The organism is Cesiribacter sp. SM1 (assembly GCF_020178975.1).
In the GTDB taxonomy this organism is placed as follows: Bacteria; Bacteroidota; Bacteroidia; order Cytophagales; family Cyclobacteriaceae; genus Cesiribacter.
Genome location: NZ_JAHXBU010000001.1, coordinates 1 through 18,285, shown reverse-complemented (window position 1 = coordinate 18,285; position 18,285 = coordinate 1). Strand labels below are relative to the sequence as shown.

General features: G+C 43.6%; 20 protein-coding genes and 1 pseudogene. 17 read left to right on the top strand and 4 right to left on the bottom strand.

Annotation, left to right across the window (positions count from 1 at the left end):
• Positions 1-350 precede the first annotated feature (350 nt).
• The 4 genes and pseudogenes from KWJ01_RS00105 to KWJ01_RS00090 all read left to right on the top strand — a co-directional run bounded on the left by KWJ01_RS00105 (position 351) and on the right by KWJ01_RS00090 (position 4,144).
• A complete protein-coding gene (locus KWJ01_RS00105; protein WP_224994230.1) occupies positions 351-1,331 on the top strand; it encodes a YihY/virulence factor BrkB family protein in 981 nt (326 codons plus the stop codon).
• Positions 1,332-2,048: 717 nt separating this feature from the next.
• Entirely contained in the window at positions 2,049-2,375 is a 327-nt protein-coding gene (locus tag KWJ01_RS00100; RefSeq protein WP_370634608.1) for an alcohol dehydrogenase catalytic domain-containing protein, read from the top strand.
• 37 nt (positions 2,376-2,412) lie between these two features.
• Positions 2,413-3,563, top strand: a pseudogene (locus tag KWJ01_RS00095) (IS3 family transposase).
• A gap of 173 nt (positions 3,564-3,736) precedes the next feature.
• The gene (locus tag KWJ01_RS00090; protein ID WP_224994229.1) at positions 3,737-4,144 is read left to right on the top strand and encodes a hypothetical protein; all 408 of its coding nucleotides are present in this window, start codon (positions 3,737-3,739) and stop codon (positions 4,142-4,144) included.
• Positions 4,145-4,236: 92 nt separating this feature from the next.
• Here the strand turns inward: KWJ01_RS00090 and KWJ01_RS00085 are convergent, their stop codons facing one another.
• On the bottom strand, positions 4,237-4,647 hold the full coding sequence (locus KWJ01_RS00085) for a hypothetical protein (RefSeq protein WP_224994228.1): 411 nt from the start codon (positions 4,645-4,647) through the stop codon (positions 4,237-4,239).
• Between the two features lie 681 nt (positions 4,648-5,328).
• On the opposite strand from KWJ01_RS00085, the gene KWJ01_RS00080 reads away from it, so the two are divergent.
• The 7 genes from KWJ01_RS00080 to KWJ01_RS00050 all read left to right on the top strand — a co-directional run bounded on the left by KWJ01_RS00080 (position 5,329) and on the right by KWJ01_RS00050 (position 10,647).
• Positions 5,329-5,820: a YbjN domain-containing protein gene (locus tag KWJ01_RS00080; protein ID WP_224994227.1), complete on the top strand. Its 492-nt coding sequence runs from the start codon at positions 5,329-5,331 to the stop codon at positions 5,818-5,820.
• 6 nt (positions 5,821-5,826) lie between these two features.
• Complete coding sequence (locus tag KWJ01_RS00075) at positions 5,827-6,534, top strand: PspA/IM30 family protein (protein WP_224994226.1); 708 nt, start codon at positions 5,827-5,829, stop codon at positions 6,532-6,534.
• Between the two features lie 8 nt (positions 6,535-6,542).
• A complete protein-coding gene (locus KWJ01_RS00070; protein ID WP_224994225.1) occupies positions 6,543-7,103 on the top strand; it encodes a DUF4178 domain-containing protein in 561 nt (186 codons plus the stop codon).
• Entirely contained in the window at positions 7,100-7,819 is a 720-nt protein-coding gene (locus tag KWJ01_RS00065; protein WP_224994224.1) for a hypothetical protein, read from the top strand. The genes KWJ01_RS00070 and KWJ01_RS00065 overlap by 4 nt, the downstream gene beginning before the upstream one ends.
• 88 nt (positions 7,820-7,907) lie before the next feature.
• Positions 7,908-8,756 carry a DUF350 domain-containing protein gene (locus tag KWJ01_RS00060; protein WP_224994223.1) on the top strand — a complete coding sequence of 283 codons (849 nt, stop codon included), beginning with the start codon at positions 7,908-7,910 and terminating at the stop codon, positions 8,754-8,756.
• A 13-nt stretch (positions 8,757-8,769) separates the two neighbouring features.
• Positions 8,770-10,320 (top strand): polyamine aminopropyltransferase, encoded by a 1,551-nt coding sequence (locus KWJ01_RS00055; protein WP_224994222.1) that lies wholly within the window; start codon positions 8,770-8,772, stop codon positions 10,318-10,320.
• Between the two features lie 3 nt (positions 10,321-10,323).
• Positions 10,324-10,647, top strand: a complete 324-nt coding sequence (locus KWJ01_RS00050) for an S-adenosylmethionine decarboxylase (protein WP_224994221.1) — start codon at positions 10,324-10,326, stop codon at positions 10,645-10,647.
• Positions 10,648-10,654: 7 nt separating this feature from the next.
• Here the strand turns inward: KWJ01_RS00050 and KWJ01_RS00045 are convergent, their stop codons facing one another.
• Entirely contained in the window at positions 10,655-11,713 is a 1,059-nt protein-coding gene (locus KWJ01_RS00045) for a TrkA family potassium uptake protein (RefSeq protein ID WP_224994220.1), read from the bottom strand.
• 716 nt (positions 11,714-12,429) lie between these two features.
• Between KWJ01_RS00045 and KWJ01_RS00040 the strand changes: the two genes are divergently transcribed.
• The 6 genes from KWJ01_RS00040 to KWJ01_RS00015 all read left to right on the top strand — a co-directional run bounded on the left by KWJ01_RS00040 (position 12,430) and on the right by KWJ01_RS00015 (position 17,252).
• The gene (locus KWJ01_RS00040; protein WP_224994219.1) at positions 12,430-13,260 is read left to right on the top strand and encodes an alpha/beta hydrolase; all 831 of its coding nucleotides are present in this window, start codon (positions 12,430-12,432) and stop codon (positions 13,258-13,260) included.
• A gap of 285 nt (positions 13,261-13,545) precedes the next feature.
• Complete coding sequence (locus KWJ01_RS00035; RefSeq protein WP_224994218.1) at positions 13,546-14,124, top strand: hypothetical protein; 579 nt, start codon at positions 13,546-13,548, stop codon at positions 14,122-14,124.
• Positions 14,125-14,146: 22 nt separating this feature from the next.
• Positions 14,147-14,725, top strand: coding sequence for a hypothetical protein (locus KWJ01_RS00030; protein WP_224994217.1), 579 nt, complete (start codon positions 14,147-14,149; stop codon positions 14,723-14,725).
• A 3-nt stretch (positions 14,726-14,728) separates the two neighbouring features.
• Positions 14,729-15,364 carry a hypothetical protein gene (locus tag KWJ01_RS00025; RefSeq protein ID WP_224994216.1) on the top strand — a complete coding sequence of 212 codons (636 nt, stop codon included), beginning with the start codon at positions 14,729-14,731 and terminating at the stop codon, positions 15,362-15,364.
• A gap of 200 nt (positions 15,365-15,564) precedes the next feature.
• Positions 15,565-16,578, top strand: a complete 1,014-nt coding sequence (locus tag KWJ01_RS00020; RefSeq protein ID WP_224994215.1) for a helicase associated domain-containing protein — start codon at positions 15,565-15,567, stop codon at positions 16,576-16,578.
• Between the two features lie 104 nt (positions 16,579-16,682).
• Positions 16,683-17,252 (top strand): GNAT family N-acetyltransferase, encoded by a 570-nt coding sequence (locus KWJ01_RS00015; RefSeq protein ID WP_224994214.1) that lies wholly within the window; start codon positions 16,683-16,685, stop codon positions 17,250-17,252.
• 338 nt (positions 17,253-17,590) lie between these two features.
• Here KWJ01_RS00015 and KWJ01_RS00010 read toward each other — a convergent pair whose 3' ends face one another.
• Positions 17,591-17,824 carry a hypothetical protein gene (locus tag KWJ01_RS00010; RefSeq protein WP_224994213.1) on the bottom strand — a complete coding sequence of 78 codons (234 nt, stop codon included), beginning with the start codon at positions 17,822-17,824 and terminating at the stop codon, positions 17,591-17,593.
• Between the two features lie 166 nt (positions 17,825-17,990).
• Positions 17,991-18,285: sensor histidine kinase (locus KWJ01_RS00005; protein WP_255650966.1), on the bottom strand; the 295-nt coding region annotated here is incomplete at its 5' end.

Below are 18,285 nucleotides of genomic sequence, written 5' to 3'. Positions count from 1 at the left end.
TCTGTTTCATAAACGACTGCAGCTCTGAATCTCTGCGCTACATCTTTAACTTCCGCATCTTCATTTGTGTGATTTCTAAAGAAATGCTCCAGCTTCCTCCTCAATTTTAGCATCAGGAGGCATGCCTGACCACTGGCGTAGCTGGTTTATAGGTGAACACTGTTTGAATAGGAATTGAATAATGCCCGTATTATAGGTGCCACCTTAAATACTGCTGAGCATCACAGGTAGACAATCATCGAACATTTAATGTAACATCCTGTTTTTTTAAGTATATCTGACTGGAGCAGATTAAATTTTTTATCTCTTTCGGTCATTATCTTTTAATCTTAGCAGGTAGTAATATTATTATGGGCAATACATCAGCAGAAAATAGAGGTCGCAACGCCAAAAAGCCGACACAAATACCAAAGAAAGGCTGGAAAGATATTGCCTCACGAGTAAAGGATCAGCTGACAAAGGATCATGTAACTATCATTTCAGCAGGAATTGCATTTTATTTTTTCCTGGCAATTTTTCCCACTATTGCAGCTGCTTTATCTATTTATGGGCTGCTAATGGAGCCGGCACAGGTAGAGCAGCAGATGAGCCAGCTTGCAAATGCCCTTCCTGAGCAGGCACACCAAATGGTTAGCAAAATTTTAGAACAGCAATCCGAAAAGTCAGGATCATCTCTAGGCTGGAGTTTAGTTTTGAGTATACTGATCAGTCTTTGGAGTGCCAATAAAGGTACAAAGGCAGTTTTTGAAGGAGTTAATATTACCTATAATGAAAAAGATGAACGCGGCTTTATTAAGTTAAACGCCCTTACACTACTGTTTACTATATGTGGCATTATTATAGGCTTTCTTGCTATTGCAATGATTGTGGTTTTTCCCGCTGTTATCGATATGATCGGTTTGCCCTCAACATTAGAAACGATTGTTCAATTAGTACGATGGCCCATACTGGCACTGATAGTAATATCTGCGTTGGCTGTGGTTTATAAAGTGGCACCCTATCGTGAAAGTCCTGAATTTAAATGGACCAGCTGGGGAGCTATAATAGCTACAGTATTATGGCTTGCAGGATCGCTGCTTTTTACCCTCTATGTAAAAAACTTTGGCAGCTTTGATGCAACCTATGGCAGTTTTGCGGCAGTAATCATACTTATGTTATGGTTCTATCTTACAGCATTTGTTATCCTCCTCGGTGCGGAAATCAATTCTGAAATGGAACATCAAACCAGCCGGGATACTACAACCGGTGAAGATAAACCCATGGGACAGCGTGGCGGCTATCATGCCGATCATGTTGCCGGAGAAGATAGAGGAGATGATAAAAGGCGGTAAATATAAAAAAATAAGCTGCTAAACCAGTCCTAACCTGCTGTTAGCAATAACTCCTTGGTCCCTGTTCCACTTAAGGTAAGGCTAGTTCTGAATAGAATCAGAAAGTCTCCTTACCGAATTTAGAACAATTTTATGAGGGGGCTCTTTCCCATATACACTACTATTTATTACGTGCTTTTAATTACGAAATCATATAATAGTACAATTTATTTACCGATACAGAATGTAACATATTTTGATATATCATTGTATATCAGGAGAATGTATATTGCAATTACGGGTTGTGGTACAAATGGGGTACAAAAATTATTCATAATTTCACGGCTTTTCCTATAGTTCATTTGACCTTTTTTCATAATTATGGGCCTTTGTGTTCTCCTCAATCAACTGTGTGGGTTTAGGGGAGTAGAGATAGTAAAAGCAACTGTGGTAGAAGGATAGGAGCAATAATAAATAGCTTACTTGTAGTCTGACCCCCTCCTAGATTTAGGACCGCTGTAAAATCAAGAAATCAGGCTTATTGAATTATGGAACAAGTAAATATCGCTGAATAATCTCCTGATGGAATATGTACAGGATCAGTTTTGGAAACATTTTTCTCCTCAAGAGACTTCCGTAAATTTATAACGACAGTTTCCTAAACGATCCATCAATACAGGTCACAAGAGTTGATGGAAGCAGTTTTTAGAAAGACTACAAATGCAAAGGAACAGATTTATGAAAGCAATTGGATTTAAAACGTCATTACCCATTGATGAAGCTGATAGCTTTATTGAGTTTGATAAAGAGATACCGACGGCCAAAGGAAAAGACCTTTTGGTAAAAGTTGAAGCTATATCGGTCAACCCTGTTGATTATAAAATAAGAAAAAACAGCCTTAAAGATAAACAACAGGATACTCCGAAGGTAATCGGATGGGATGCAATCGGCATAGTAGAGGCTAAGGGCGATGATGTTGCACTCTTTAAAAAAGGTGATAGGGTATTTTATGCAGGAGATCTTACTAGAGATGGTGTAAGCTCCCCTGAAAATAGGACAGTTTAAAAGTAGAGGAAATCACCTTAACTTTAAACTGTAGACTATGAAAAGAAAGACCTTTACCCCCGAACAGATTTCCAAGATCCTCAAGGAGTTTGAGCCGGGGCGCCGGTGCGACAGGGAAGAGTGCAGCAGAGATCAGCCGAGAGCATGGCGTAAGTCAAGCTGCCTTCTACAAGTGGCGGGAACGCTACGGCGGCATGGATGCTAAAGAGATGAAACGCCTCAAGGAACTGGAGGAGGAAAATACCAGGCTTAAAAAGATGTATGCTGAGTTGGCGCTGGATCTAAAGATTGCCAAGGAGATCATCGAAAAAAAGCTCTAGCGCCCTGCCAAAAGAAACAAATAGCAGAAGAGGTCGTCAAAGAAAGCCAGTGCGGTATCAGCAGGGCATGCCGTGTATTGAATCTAAGCAAGTCAGTTTACTACTATCAGAGCCAAAAAGATGATGTCCCTGTGCAGGATGCGCTGCGGCAGAAAGCTGAAGACTTTCCAAGGGAGGGATTCTGGCGGCCGCCGCGCGGAAAGCCTACGATAGGCTGCGCAAAGAAGGAAATCCATGGAACCACAAAAAGGTGTATAGGATCTATAAGAGCTTTGGCTTAAGCATCAGAAGGAAAGTGAAGAAAAGGCTTCCCCAGCGGGTGAAAGAGCCTCTGGAGGTTCCCTCAAAGCTTAATGACACTTGGTCGATTGACTTTATGAGTGATGCACTGGATAATGGCCGCAAGTTCAGATCTTTTAATGTGATGGATGACTTCAATAGAGAAGCACTGCATATCGAAATCGACTATTCCCTGAAGAGCAACAGAGTGGTCTGGGTGCTCAACCACCTGATCAGAAGAAGGCAAAAGCCCAGAAAAATCAGAATGGATAATGGACCAGAGTTTATCGCCTCACTCATGGAGGAATGGAGCAAAATGCATGGTATCGAGTTCTGCTATATTCAGCCTGGCAAGCCAACGCAGAATGCTTTTGTAGAACGATTCAACGGAACCTACAGAAGAAATGTACTGGATGTTTATATCTTCGATACCTTAGATGAAGTACGGGCAATCACCGAAAAATGGATGCAGGATTACAACCACTTCAGGCCTCATGACAGTCTAAATGGAATGAGTCCAGTGGAGTATGCCCATAGAGCAACCAGGGTGTTAATTGTGGATAACCCCTGCGGAGTTACCCACAATTAACACCCATAACGATAGTAGTAGCTATCGACCTTTATTTGAAAATGAGTAGAATTCTCTACTTCTAGATAGTCCTAAAAAGGGGGAGCTTACAAGCCACCGCTGCAACCGTTACAAGTTTACAATCAAGCCGGTAGTGTCCACTTGCCTTAAATTTAATCTGCTTTTCAAATTTTGTGATCGTTGATGAGGGGTTCAGACAACACTATCACAACACCTATATCGATCTTTCGAGCTTGCTGATACCTGTATCGCTGCGATATTCCTTCTTTAGAAGAAAAAGCACAATATTTTTTAATGCAGGAGGCTACTTCAGTCGTTACCTCCACACCAGCACCAGAAGGGAAAGCGAAATGGTTTACCAAAATATTGTTCAAAAGAGTGAGGGAGAAGCCTTAGCACTTTCTGATAATGAACATGGCTTTTGGGGTGGGGTAGGCGTGTACAGACCTATTTGGAAGCTGACAGGGGGCGTGACCCTTAGATACTTTCATTCAATATCCAACATGCATCCTACAAACGATATTTCAGTAGACATCAACAGCGTATCCCTGGCTTTAATACCCTTCAGGAAGTTTGACTAGTATTCGGGATGTAGGACAGTATTGTCATAGATTATATCTCACTCTCGTGACTTCCACCAGGTTATGCCAATCTCAAAATCAATTAGCAGATACTAAGAATTGATGGCAGCGTGTACAAGTTTGCTCAGCACCGTCACCACAGTTGTCTGCGCACCAGAGTGGATGCCATATTTCTGCAAGTAGATTGGTTTGTCGGACGCTAAACCCTTCTCAGCGGGAGCAAATTCCCTAATCTCTATCCAGTCATTCATCGGGACAAGGGCCTCCAAACCATTCATATCCACCACCACCTTACTTGCCTTCACATCGAGGTCCACTTCACATTTTCCTGCATTATTTTGTCTGGCAGTAGCTTTATTCGTTTCGAGTTCCCAAAAGGTGTGTGCCGCGAAAATGTCGTGCAGCAGGTGTTGGAGTGAATCTGACGTTGCCGTTAGCAGCTCCCGGTATAGATCGAGCGGGGTCGGCAGTGGAGCCGTTCCTGAGCCATATTTCTCGAGCAAGTGTCGCTACTAGCTGCTAACTTGCTCCTTTCCAATGTACTCACATCGTGATCTATGGTTCCTGCTCTCTTAGATGATATTCGTCGGGCATGAACCTCGTTTTAGGCCAGCGCCAGCAGCTGACTTCTGCGCTCTTACTGCGATGGAGTCAACCTGCCATGAATTCTAATCTATCAGACTTTCCTCTTTCGCTCTAGCTAAAGCCATGCCAGTAGCTTATTATAGAATTCGTCTATACGACACTGCCTAAACCAATCATATGCTATTTTCCACTTATCATAGTGTTCCGGAAGATCCCGCTATTGAACACCCAGAACATCCCGTGCAATACCATGTGATGGTCCCTCCATTGACTTCCAGGCTTACCTTTACTATCTGGATATAAACTACCTATTTTCTCCCACTGTTCAACTGATAGCTCATATCTTCTCATTTAGAGAAACTGCAAAAGAACACCCTCTCGCTTGACTCATCAGACACAACCTGATTAAAATATAGCAGGGGCTGCTCGCCGCCAATACTTGATGGACGTAAAATATCTGTTATGTTGTTCAATGAAAAAAAGCGTTGAAAGCCCCTTACTTTATTCTGTTGTGGCTGTTGCATAACAACAACTCATTGAACCATTCCCCTGTTTTTTAACAAAGTTTACTTTATCAGTTTTGGAGCTTTCCTTAACATATGATAATATGGGAAGAATTTGGAGAGCAGACTGCTCTACAGCAACAGCAGCAGATTCAATGTGACACTCTCATCTATTTTCTGATAGCAGCCATTATGGATCCCTATTATACAAAAGTTAAAGACTATTTACTGGACCTCGATATTGCCATTATCAAAGAGTTTCCGGATGACAATGTACTGGTAGCCGACAAAGAAGAGGCTGGCATCAAAAACCTGGTGCTGATCTGCACGGATCCTATCCTAATCATGGAACAGCACCTATTCGCCATGAACAGCGACAACTTAACCACCTTCAAGGAACTTTTGAAGAAGAACAGAGAGATGGTTCATGGTGCTTTTGCACTCGATGATACAGGGAAGCAGGTAATCTTCAGGGACACTCTACAACTGGAAAACCTGGACCTGAACGAGCTCCAGGGAACATTACAGGCACTGGAGTTGCTGATGATCGAATACACCGATCAGTTACTTGAATTCTCTAAAAACTAAAACATCATGGGACTTTTAAGCAGATTATTCAAAATAGGCCAGGCAGAGGCACACGCTGCCATCAATAACCTCGAAGATCCCATCAAACTCACCGAACAGGGCATCAAAGACCTGAAGGTAGATTTGAACAGAAGCCTGGAAGCCCTAGCCGAGGTGAAAGCCATGGCCATACGTGCCAACAACGACATGCACAGGTACAAAAGCCAGGCAGCAGATTATGAAAACAAAGCCATTAAGCTGTTGCAAAAAGCACAGCGGGGCGAGCTTAATGCCGCAGAAGCAGACCGTCTGGCAGCAGAAGCCCTGCAGCGAAAAAGTGAGTCTGAAGAGCTCTACGCAAGCTCCTTGCGAGATAAAGAGCAGTTCGATCAATCAGTAGCACAGATTGAAACTAAAACACGCCAGCTGCGCTCCACCATCAGCACCTACGAAAACGAGCTGAAAACCCTGAAGGCAAGAGACAAGGTAAACAAGGCAACCATTAACCTGAATAAGCAACTGGCGCAGGTTGACGCCTCCGGCACTGTGAGCATGCTGGAGCGCATGAAAGAAAGGGTGGCTCAGGAAGAAGCTATGGCAGAAAGCTATGGACAGATTGCCAACGAGTCCAGAAGTCTGGACAGTGAAATTGATGCTGCCTTGGCAGCAGGTAGTGGCACACAATCTGATGCCCTGGCAGCACTCAAAGCAAAAATGGCACAGGATAAAAAATAAGCAGCACTATGGGTTTTTTTGATAATCTGTTCGGTAAAAAAGAAAATCGGGAAGAGATAGACCCCCTGAACCTAAGCGTAGCTAAAATGAAAAAGGGATATATCTTTGATTATGACCTCAGCTCCTGGGAGGTAAAAGAAGTGTACAATTACGATTGGGGCAATCATTTTTTTACCCGTGAGTACAAAGTCTTTAATGGCAGGGAAACTCGCTTTCTGCATGTAGAAGAAGATGATGAACTGGAGCTGCAGCTTTGCGAAAAGGTAAAACCAACTTCTGTAGACCCCGAGCTGTCGGATTACATCAGCAAGCATGGGCAACCGCCCAAAAAAATTGTATTCAAAGGAATTGAATATCACCTGGAAGGAGAAAGCCCTGGCTATTTTAATGAAGAAGACACGCCCGACCAGTGGGTGGAGCACATCTCCTGGACCTATTACGACGAAACCGAAACCCACACCCTGAACATTGAGCAGTGGGGCGAGCGTGAGTTTGAGGCATCTGTTGGCAAGGTATTGAGAGTCTTTGAGATTAGTAATATTATTCCTGCAAAACAAGCGGCTACATGATTCGAAAATTAGCAGTATTCACCCTCCTTGCCTTTGTATTGACATCGTGTGGTAATGACTTTGAAAAAAGCCCGCTCGATAACCTTATTAGAGATTTGTCTGATGTGCCCGCCTACTCCATCATTCTGCATGATATGAATGTAGAAGGTACTGTTTTTGAGGATTATTACCACCAGTACGAAATCATTGAAATAAAAAAAGGTGAAGCACCGGAAAAGCGGCTTACCGACTGGGTGCAGGTTCCGGAAGCATTATTCAGTAAGCACATAGACGATATGGGCATGGAGTTGGTGAGCAAAAGCGAAGATGGCAAGCTTACTAAAACAGCGGCTCCTCCCGGCTACAACAATTTTGTTGGCAATGAGCAGTATGGACAATGGGTAGAAAGGAACGGCACCTCTTTCTGGGAATTTTACGGGCAGTATATGTTCCTCAACAGCATGTTTAACCTGGCCACCTATCCTGTTAGACGCTCCTACTACGACACTTACCGCACTGACTACTGGGGCAGAAAGCCATATTATGGTTCTACCGGATCTGGTGGTCGTATTTTTGGCACCGGCGGCAGTTACACCCGCCAGGTTTATAGTGGCAGCAGCTGGAACCGGCAGAGCAGCTCATTTAAAGACAAGGTGCGCAACAGCGTAAGCCGCTCAGGCACGCGCTATAATGGCTCCAGCAGCACCCGTTCTCGTGGAGGCGGGTTTGGAAAATAAGCCCGGCATTAAACACCAACCAATGAAGTAGGAGTTCTTTAGCTACAACACCCGATACAAGTAATCTCACACCCCATCCCCCAACATCATGGATTTCCTCGATGCATTGATCACCTCTCTTATTTACCTGGCTTTGTGCTTTGTGCTTTTCGTTGTGGGCAGGCTGGTATTCGGGCTGTTTCACAGAAAGATCGAGATTAACAAAGAGCTGGTAGAGCACGATAACTTTGCTTTTATCATAGCCCATGTTGGATACTACCTGGGCATGCTGCTGGCCATTGGCAGTGCCATTATCGGCCCCTCTCACGGACTGGTACAGGATGTTATCGACATCAGTATTTATGGATTGCTCTCTATCCTGTTGCTGAACATTTCCCTCATCATCAATGACAAGGTTATTCTGCGTCGTTTTTCTATCCGCGATGAAATAACAGTCAAGCGCAATGTTGCAGTAGGTGTAGCAGAAGCGGCCATAGCCGTAGCAACAGGCCTTGTGCTGCTGGGCAGTGTTTCCGGCGAAGGGGGGTCTGTTGTCACAGCCCTGGCCTTTTGGGCCATCGGACAGCTAATGCTTATCGTAACGGCATTGTTTTATTCAGCTTTCACCAAAATTAACCTGCAGGAACAACTGCAAAGGGGAAATGTTGCAGTTGGCGTGGCCTTTGCCGGTGCTTTGATTGCTATTGCCAACCTGATTCGCTATGGGCTTTCGGGCGAGTTTGAATCCTGGCAGGAGAACCTTAGCAATGTAGGCATAGAGATAGCCGTAGGCCTGGTGTTTTTGCCGGTGGTGAGGGTGGTAGCCGATAAGCTGCTCCTGCCTGGCCGAAACTTTAACGATGAGCTGGTGGCTCAGGCAAATCCTAACATTGGAGTGGCTTTTATAGAAGCTTTTGCCTACATAGGCGGATCGGTGCTGATTACCTGGAGTATATAATTATCCTTTATTTGTGAAGAACGTTAGTTCCTTTGTGTTGAAAGCAGCCCTGTTTGCCACAGGGCTCTCCGGTGTGGTGGCGGAATATGTTCTTTCTACCCTGGCCTCCTATTTTATTGGTGATTCTACTGTACAGTGGGCGCTCATCATATCTACCATGCTATTTTCGATGGGCTTTGGAAGCAGGCTTTCGAAATATTTTGAACATGACCTGCTGCAGAAGTTCATCATCATAGAGCTGCTCCTCACCATCTTTACCTCGCTCTCATCACTGGCTGCTTTTACTGCTGCCGCCTACACAGAGTATACCGGCTTGATCATTTACAGCTTCAGCATTATCATAGGACTGCTGATTGGTATGGAAATTCCGCTGGTGATCAGGCTAAATGATGAGTTTGAGAGCCTGCGGGTTAATGTATCTTCCATTCTGGAGAAAGATTATTATGGCAGCCTGTTAGGGGGTATCTTCTTTGCTTTTGTGGGCCTGCCCTTCCTGGGTCTTACCTACACTCCTTTTGTGCTGGCTTTTATCAACTTTAGCGTAACCGTGGCCATGGTGTGGCTAGTGTGGCGGGGAATATTACCACGCATGCGCCTGCAGTATGGCACTATGCTGGGTGGTGTGGCTGCGCTACTCTTTGCAGGCATTATGCTGGCCCAGCCTATTGTGCTGCATGGGGAGCAGCGTCGGTATAAAGATAAAATTGTGTATTCTGCTCAGAGTAAATACCAGAAAATAGTGATTACACAATGGCAGAACGATTTCTGGCTGTACATCAATGGCAATCAGCAGCTAAGCACACTCGACGAAACCATGTACCACGAGCCCCTGGTTCACCCTGCCATGCAATTACAGCAAAATCCCCGCAAGGTGCTTGTACTGGGTGGGGGCGATGGTTGCGCTGTTCGGGAAATCTTAAAATACCCTTCCGTAGAAACCATTACGCTGGTAGACCTGGATCCACTTATGACCGAGCTGGGTACCAGCCATCCGGTACTGAAAAACCTAAACAAAGGAGCACTCTCTGATAAAAAGGTAAAGATCATCAATGCCGATGGCTTTGTTTTTCTGCAAAAAGATACGGCGTTCTATGATGTGGTGATCATGGATTTTCCCGATCCAAACAATGCTGAGCTTGCAAAGCTGTACAGCCATGAGTTTTACAGCATGGTGCACCGCAGGCTGCAGCAATATGGCGTAATCATTACACAAGCCGGCAGCCCCTACTTTGCCACACGGGCATTCAGGTGCATAGACCTTACCATTCAGGAAGCCGGATTTTCTACAGTTCCCATGCATAACCAGATTATCACTATGGGTGAGTGGGGCTGGGTGCTGGGTATGAAAAAGGAAGTCGCTTCGCCCCTGCAGCTAAAGAAAGCCCTTACCCGTCTAAAGTTTGAAGATGTAGAAACCCGCTGGATCAATGGAGAGGCTATGTCGCTGCTCAGCTCTTTCGGTAAAGATATTTATGACGTCAGCACCGACAGTATAGAAATAAACAAAGTAAATGACCCTGTGCTGTACCGCTATTATTTAAACGGTAACTGGGATTTGTATTAGACTATGGAATTAACGGCAACAGATACGTTTACCCTGATTGAAAACTACAAAACATGGGTACCTGAAACCACGCCCAAAACACTTAGAAGCCTGATGTCCCAATGGCTGGAGCAATGTTGTTTTCAGATGCTGAATATTGCAGAGCACCATTTTACGCCCCATGGCTACACCTGCCTCTGGTTGCTGGGCGAGAGCCACCTGGCCATTCATACCTTTCCGGAAAAGAATGTATGCTATGTTGAGCTAACAAGCTGCAATGCTGTAAAAAACCAGCAGTTTCAATCATTGCTAACTGCCCACTTTGCCTCTGTACAGGCCCCTAGCTGACAGAATCTTAACCACGCGAAACCTTGCCTTCATTGGTATTGAACAGCTTCCTTAATTCGACCCTGGAACGTCCGCTGCACATCAGGATCAAATAATCATCTACCTCTATGAAGGTGCCTGCCGGTGGGTTCTTGATTAGCATCCTCCTGCCTTCCTTCATTTTACTCACCCCCAGCAAAACAGCATTGTGTTTGGATTTCAGCTCATGAAAAACCGCCTCACTGTCTTTGTTCAAAAATGGATTGCTGCTCAGTACCTTATACTGCTGTATGTCAAAATCATCTTCCTTACGGGCGGAGCTTAGCAGATCCAGGTTCATGTCTGCCACATCGGGTTCGAAAATATAGCTGGCTACAAGCTTAGAAGCTATTTCGTTTTTAGTGATCACATACGTTACCCCAGCCGCCTTGAAGGTTTCTTTTAGCTGCAGCTTTTGCAGGCTTACTACAATTTCGGGCTTGGGATAAAGCTTTTTAAAATTGATCACATACAGCAGGGCCTCGGAATCATCGTCGAAACTGATAAACAGGGCAGCAGCTTCCTGTGCATTCACCTTTTCCAGGGCATCAAAATTGCTAAACTCGTTGAACAGCACAAACACCTGCTCTTTGCTGTACTGTGAGTAGATCAGATCTATGTCGTCTTTCCGGTTAGTGATAACAGCCATTCTTTTTTCGCTGTGGTACACCTCATCTGCTACCAGCCGGCTAAAATCATTCCAGCCTACAAAAAGAATGTGGTCTTTAAAGTCTGTGCCATGGAAGCCCAATTTTCTGTTTTCCAAAATCGAATAAATTTTATTTGAAATAGCACTAAAAAGAAAGCCTAGGACTCCCAGGCTGGAGAAAACATAAATGTAGCCTATGATTTTACCTGCCGGCGTTACCGGATATAGGTCGCCATAGCCAACAGTGGTAAGGGTAACAAACATATACCACATGGCCTGCCACATACTGGTGATGGAACTATTTTCACTGGCAGACTCAAAATGGATCAGCAGCGTATTAAGAACATATGCCAGTAGCAGGAGCGCCGCAACAAAGAGGTATATTTTTTTTACCTTCATACTGTTGGCAAAATAGGAAACTAAGCGATAAAAGTCTAAAATACCATTGGCAAGAAAGCGACAGGTGTGGTGAGTTTTACAGCTGCCATATTAAAATGATTTCTGCTCAACTTTCTCATGAAATAGCATGGGCTAAGTATACTATAATTTCTCCAGCAGGTGCTTCTCGGTATCACGGCCTGCTCATTGGGGAAAGCTGTTACAGCTGGTAAATCGCTTCTCTATTTCATATATATACTACTCATGTGCAAAGTGCGGATTAGCCTGGCAGCCATGTCCTACCGCAATTGTATCGAATTCCATTCCATGGAAATGAATAAGGTATGGCACCGCCTCGGGTGCTTCGAGTAATCCTGGACAGACATGCTCCATGTTTTGAAGACTGGCCCTTCGTGCGGAAAAAAGGATGCAACCCAGTTTGAAACACTCCCGGTCATTAAAAAGCATTAAGACTATGTAGAAACATTATTCGATTGTGGATATTTCTCCGCTTACTACCATGTCCTTTTCTTTTTTGTTATTAGCCTTGAAACTTTCTTCCCTTGCAGCAGAAGACCTTTCAGGGAAGTGTGGTCAACAGTAGGAGATACATATTCGTCCTAATATCGTGCCTGCACAGTTGTTCAGAAGTTGCTAAACAGCTAACTTTTCACCTTTGGACACGACCCTGCAAAGGGCTCCATGCAGTCTGTTACCTAAAGCAACATTCATTTATCATGAAGAAAATCAAATGTCTATTAGTGATATTCCTGTTCTCCCTTCAGGTTACTGCACAAATATCAGAATACGCCTTACAGGAAAACATACATTATTATGATGATGCCATCAACAAATCAGACATATACATCAATGATCGCTGTGTTTTGGACATCTATTATCCAGCTAAATCGAAGAACTTTGCAACAATCATTTGGTTTCATGGTGGTGGATTGACTTCAGGGAATAAAGAGATACCCGCAGCCTTAAAGGAACAGGGTGTTGCAGTGGTAGCGGTGAACTACAGGTTTTATCCTAAAGTAAAATCACCGAAATATATTGAAGATGCGGCTGCTGCCGTTGCCTGGGTTTTTGATCATATCGAATCTTTTGGCGGTGATGCTGAATTGATTTTTGTCTCTGGGCATTCCGCCGGTGGGTATCTGGCAAGTATGGTTGGTCTGGATAAACGCTGGCTTAATAACTTTAAGATAGATGCTAATAAAATTGCAGGTTTGATTCCTTTTAGTGGTCATACGATTACTCATTTCACCATCAGAGAGGAAAGGGGCATTGATGGCAAACAACCCATTATAGACGAGCTTGCTCCCTTATATCATGTAAGAGCTGATGCACCACCCCTGTTGTTGATAACAGGGGACAGAGAACTGGAGCTCCTGGGCAGATATGAGGAAAATGCTTATATGATGCGAATGATGAAAATATCAGGGCATCAAGAAACAAAGCTATATGAACTTGATGGGTACGGCCATGGAATGACAGAACCTGCTTTTCCCCTGTTGTTAAAGGAAGTACAACGTATCAAGGAGGAGAAAAGGAAGGAAAAATAACCTATTGCATGCATATATGCGATGGATGATACTGATTAGGCGCTTCCAAAAGCACAACAATGCTAGTATGATGTGGTAAGCATAAACAGCGGCTACCTCACCGCCTGCTGCAAATCCATAAGCGTGCGGCAATAAATCTATTTTTGAGTTTTTAAGTTTCTTTTCAGCAATGTTGGGTCAGCATAAATCTTTAGCTGTCTTTTTATGAGCCAGGTAATGCACCCCTTTTCAGGAAAATAAATGCTTTAAGATTGTCCGTGCAACCCAATACCATGTATCCCTATTATGACGCCAGAACCGCAGATAGCTAAGGTTGAGGACGAACTGCCCGAGTTGCGGGAATTCAGGGAGGGTCTTGTCTCCTATGCAGACTATTCAGCTGAAAATCCCTATGCTGTAAGGTTCGAGCATATCATCCAGGAAACAGATGTATCCAGTGGCGCGGAAGAGCTGTACCGAATCCTTAACTACACACGAAGGGGGCAAACATTACCTGCTGATTACAACACCATGCAGCAGGAAGCAAAACAACGGCAGCAGTTCTTGTTCTCCCTGAACGAATACTTTGATAAGCGGTTGCTCACTGCTTCCCAGATATACAGAAAATGGGCAGATACATACAGGCTGAAAGCAATGGAACTGAACAAAGCTGTGCTGAAAGAGAAGCGCTTTACCATGACCGACTTGCAGCGTATCCAGGCTCAGCGTCTGGCAGAAAAGTACATGGCCTATTCCATTGAGTTTATGGAAAAGAGCGACAGCCTTTTTGCAGTGTCTAAGGAAGCAAAGAGGGATGTACAACGAACTGTAGCAGAAAAAAAATTAAAGCAGCATCTGCGGCTTCAGGCACTTGCTAATAATTAATCTTTCAAACTACAAAACAGCGATGAAAAAGATCCTCCCACTTTTTTTACCTCTGGTGTTCATGTTCTCGTGCGAAAAGGAAGAAGTAAATCCTCCATCACCAGCAGAAAGAGAAGTATTTCTAAAAGAGAGAGTTTTCAATGGGAACTCTAAGTGGCTAATGACGAAGATGGAGGCAGATGTAGAGCGGGTAATAAACGATACAAAATCTAAAAGCTGGTTTACTCAATTGGCTGCCTGCAGAACTGATAATATCTACTTATTCGGAGACATTGGAGTTTCAGTAACAACTGTGGCAATCGATGAAGGCACAACCTCATGCTCTGTCAACGAACAGGATTATGTCGATCTAGGAATGTTCCTTAGCTTCACAAGTGACTTTTCTAAAGCAGAGGTAGAGATTGAAGGAGAGGCTATGCAGAAACTTTTTGGCATTGCTGAAGACAGTTACTTGGAATTCTCAACATTCACTCACACCTGGGAATTCAAAGAAGTAACAGAAAGTAAGGTCGTGATTAATGCAATCATCATTCCTGAAGAATCAGCAGGCATGGTAGAGGAAAAAGCCAACGTAACCATCGTTTTCGAAAGAACAAATTAGCATATGAAAAAGGCACTTCTGTTCCTGTTGCTGCTGATAGCAGCCAGGAACACCTATGCCCAATTTCACTACAAAGGATTACAGGGAGCATTTCTTGAAATGGACATTACTGCACCGATCGCCAAAGATTCTGATGCTCGTTATTCTGCTGGCTACAGCAAGTTCATTGGCAGAAAATGGCAGTTAATGTTCAATGGAGAGTATGCCACTTCCAGCTACAACTATTCTCAAAGCTATCAGTACTACAACTTTAACAATCACTATAAAACAGAAACATATGCACTTTACGCCTCGCTAAAGTTCAGCTTCCTAAGAATTGGCAAGTATATATATTTGAATGCAGGCCTTGGACCTGGCGTAGCAGTACAACGTTTTAAGGAATTAGAAGGCTACAACAGCTACACAATTGATTATGATCGCTATGTAGCGCGTGAGCAAAGGCATGAGCCTGATCCTAAAATTGTCAGAAGAAAAGATGCTGCTCTCAGGGCCGGTGGAATAGGCTACCTGGGGACAGAAATCTATCTGAACAGGTATTTTAATTTGCTGTACCGCTACAACATCACAGGTATTGTCAAAAGCAATCTCGATACCTGGAATGACTATCAGCTTATTGGCCTTCGCTATAATTTCAGATGAGATGAAGCACAGCAGCATGAAGAGTACCTGCAGTTACCCCATACAACTTTCATAGGGGAATTTTAAAGATACATTTATACACATAAGATTTGTTGATGAGGGGGCTCGAGTGGCGTTTAAGTATTTGATTAGTTGTTATTTGGATTCGCTACATTAATTCCATAAATAGAACTATTGAATGCTACAACACTCCCGTTCCCGTGGTTTACCCGCAAGATGTACATAATGTATATGAACGCTTAGCAGAATATAAAGCAAGGCGGGGACACGTGTATGTTTCTCCTTTTGCTCCCCACAAGGACCTGTTCAATGAACTGGCAGCTTTGCGTAAAGCAAAGAACGAACTGGATATAAGCCTTATTCAGAAATTCGATGCGCTGGGGTTTGACTGGAAATTAAATCCCCACCGTGCCAGGTGGATGTATTTCTACGAAGAACTCAAGAACTTCCAAAAAGCACACGGACACTGTAATGTTCCCCATCGCCATCAGGAGCAGCCCCGCCTCGGTGCCTGGGTATCCCGCCAGCGATCAGCAAAAGATAAACTCAAGCCATGGCAGTTGAAGCTGCTCCATGAATCAGGTTTTGAATTCAGTGATGACCTGGAAACTCACCGCCTTCATGAGTGGGAGAAAAACCTTGAAAAACTACGTGAATACCATCAAAAGCAGGGGAACAGCCAGGTTCCTTCTACATATAAGGACAAAAAGCTCGCACGCTGGGTCATCAACCAGCGAAGCCTGGAGGATAGCTTATCAGAGTATCAAAAGCAGAAGTTGTCAGAAGTTGCATTCCTCTATAAGGAACAAATGGCCGACCTGCGGGATACCCAGTGGAAGCGTAACCTTGAAAAATTAAAGCAGTTTAAGCAGGAGCACGGCCACGTTGATGTGCCTTCCTCCCATCAAAATAGAGAACTCGCTAATTGGGTGAGATCACAACGCTTCTTAAAGACCAAACTCTCCAGGGAGAGAAGAACAAGCCTGAAATCCCTTGGCTTTAAGTTTAGCGAAGACCTGAAAACAGAGCGTCAGCAATCCTGGCTTAGATTAGCTAATGAGTTAAAGACTCATCTCAAAGAGCAAGGAACTATCAGCGGGATTGGTGCTAACTTAAGAAAATGGTGGCATAAACAGCTGTTTAAAAAAGACCTGGAATCCTGGCAAAAGCTGATTATAGAGGAGATTAAGTCAACTATTCCCCTACAGAAGTAACCATCTATACACCTCTTACCTCTGATGATTTCTTCAATCAAATAGGGTGTTAGGGCACTTTTGCATCACTCATACAATAATGAAGTTAGTTTTTAAGATATTCAATGATGCTTGAGTTTATCATTTCTGATAATGTAAGCCTGCGGGCATTAAGGTACAGCGATTCACAACAATTCTTTGATGCGATCGATACTGAAAGGGGCTATTTCAGAGATTGGCTCCCTTTTGTGGACCATATCCAGTCTGTAGAAGATGTACAGGCATATATTGCCCAGTGCTTAAGCAAACCGGCAGAGGCCGGTGAACTTGTACTGGGTATTCATGTAGCGCAGAATTTTGTTGGTTTAATTGGTTTCAAAAGTATGGACAGGGAAAACAAGAAGGCAGAGATAGGTTACTGGCTCTCCCGCCAACACCAGAAAAAAGGCATTATCACCAAAGCACTTTACAGGCTCCTGAAATATAGCTTTGAGGAACTGGCGTTGAACAGAGTTCAGCTAAAAATTGCCAAAGGCAACCAAGCCAGTATTGGTGTTGCTAAAAGGCTGGGCTTTTTATTAGAAGGAGTGGAGCGGGATGGTGAGCTGCTGGTATCTGGTTTTGCTGATCTTTATATCTACAGCATGCTAAAAAGAGAATTTAAAGCGGCAGATAAAAATGATCCGATTAGCTGAGGCAACTACTCATCCCTGACAAATACCTCTTAAGGATGGTCTCATCAATTATTAGGACTCACTCTCCCGCAAATTTAATCTTCAGCACAGTATCCCACATAATTTGACGAATACTAATGCAATTCAGTGTATTCGAGAATCCGCTTCATTTATACTGAGTTTTAACCGCCAAGTTTACAGTACCCTTTGATAACCATCAAAGTAAAAAGGGAAGCTGAAACAGCCGCCCCTTTATGTCTACCTAAATACGGATAACATTTATGCTATAACGCTGACTGTTGAGAAAAACATTTTACGTCTTTGAAGAAAAATGGTACAGGCACGAAAATATATTTAGTCTACTCATCTATATCATCGGCAATTAAGTAGAAATGACTTGTTAATCTCATCTTACCCGATTCAGGATATACCAAAGTTGATAGTTTGTGAATGAGCTCTCGGAGTTCTGCTTGGTTTTCAGGGCTCTCCTCCATAAAAAGCTGAAGCTCGGTTTTTTTAATGAGCTGCTGTAAATCATTACCAAACATCCAGTCTGCTAATTTATTATCAGTAATGTTGATTAAGCACAACATAGGATTCAATTCACTTTTTCAATCTAACCGGTAGCTTAACAAAAACGTCAAAAGAGTAAAATATTTTATCATGTTACACCTTCATAAGGCCAGTTCCCAAGGGTTTAAATGAACTCACTGCCACAGCATAGCGACCAATAACTTGAATGGGCATATGAGTATGGGTTTATACTGCTGTGGAAAGAAAAATTTGTTTTTCGAGGAATGGGTTGATGTCGAATTCCAGGTAAACGGTAGTGCCATTGCCTTCGGATGATTCGATGTTTAGCTGTCCGCCAATATCCTGCACGCGGGTTTTTAGGTTGTGCAGCCCCATGCCCTTACCATCGGTCATGTTAAACCCCCTGCCGTTATCCTCAACAGTAATGGATAACACCTGCTCGTGCTGGCTTAACTGCACCAGGGCATGGCTGGCCTCGGCATGCTTAATGATGTTGTTGACCAGCTCCTGCACAATGCGA

What these genes read in the sequence shown, in the direction of transcription:
- KWJ01_RS00065 (WP_224994224.1), top strand. Translation starts at nt 7,100, where the DNA reads ATGATTCGAAAATTAGCAGTATTCACCCTCCTTGCCTTTGTATTGACA.
- KWJ01_RS00050 (WP_224994221.1), top strand. Translation starts at nt 10,324, where the DNA reads ATGGAATTAACGGCAACAGATACGTTTACCCTGATTGAAAACTACAAA.
- KWJ01_RS00030 (WP_224994217.1), top strand. Translation starts at nt 14,147, where the DNA reads ATGAAAAAGATCCTCCCACTTTTTTTACCTCTGGTGTTCATGTTCTCG.
- KWJ01_RS00080 (WP_224994227.1), top strand. Translation starts at nt 5,329, where the DNA reads ATGATAATATGGGAAGAATTTGGAGAGCAGACTGCTCTACAGCAACAG.
- KWJ01_RS00040 (WP_224994219.1), top strand. Translation starts at nt 12,430, where the DNA reads ATGAAGAAAATCAAATGTCTATTAGTGATATTCCTGTTCTCCCTTCAG.
- KWJ01_RS00100 (WP_370634608.1), top strand. Translation starts at nt 2,049, where the DNA reads ATGAAAGCAATTGGATTTAAAACGTCATTACCCATTGATGAAGCTGAT.
- KWJ01_RS00060 (WP_224994223.1), top strand. Translation starts at nt 7,908, where the DNA reads ATGGATTTCCTCGATGCATTGATCACCTCTCTTATTTACCTGGCTTTG.
- KWJ01_RS00075 (WP_224994226.1), top strand. Translation starts at nt 5,827, where the DNA reads ATGGGACTTTTAAGCAGATTATTCAAAATAGGCCAGGCAGAGGCACAC.
- KWJ01_RS00070 (WP_224994225.1), top strand. Translation starts at nt 6,543, where the DNA reads ATGGGTTTTTTTGATAATCTGTTCGGTAAAAAAGAAAATCGGGAAGAG.
- KWJ01_RS00045 (WP_224994220.1), bottom strand. Translation starts at nt 11,713, where the DNA reads ATGAAGGTAAAAAAAATATACCTCTTTGTTGCGGCGCTCCTGCTACTG.
- KWJ01_RS00035 (WP_224994218.1), top strand. Translation starts at nt 13,546, where the DNA reads ATGACGCCAGAACCGCAGATAGCTAAGGTTGAGGACGAACTGCCCGAG.
- KWJ01_RS00105 (WP_224994230.1), top strand. Translation starts at nt 351, where the DNA reads ATGGGCAATACATCAGCAGAAAATAGAGGTCGCAACGCCAAAAAGCCG.
- KWJ01_RS00025 (WP_224994216.1), top strand. Translation starts at nt 14,729, where the DNA reads ATGAAAAAGGCACTTCTGTTCCTGTTGCTGCTGATAGCAGCCAGGAAC.
- KWJ01_RS00010 (WP_224994213.1), bottom strand. Translation starts at nt 17,824, where the DNA reads ATGTTGTGCTTAATCAACATTACTGATAATAAATTAGCAGACTGGATG.
- KWJ01_RS00015 (WP_224994214.1), top strand. Translation starts at nt 16,683, where the DNA reads ATGATGCTTGAGTTTATCATTTCTGATAATGTAAGCCTGCGGGCATTA.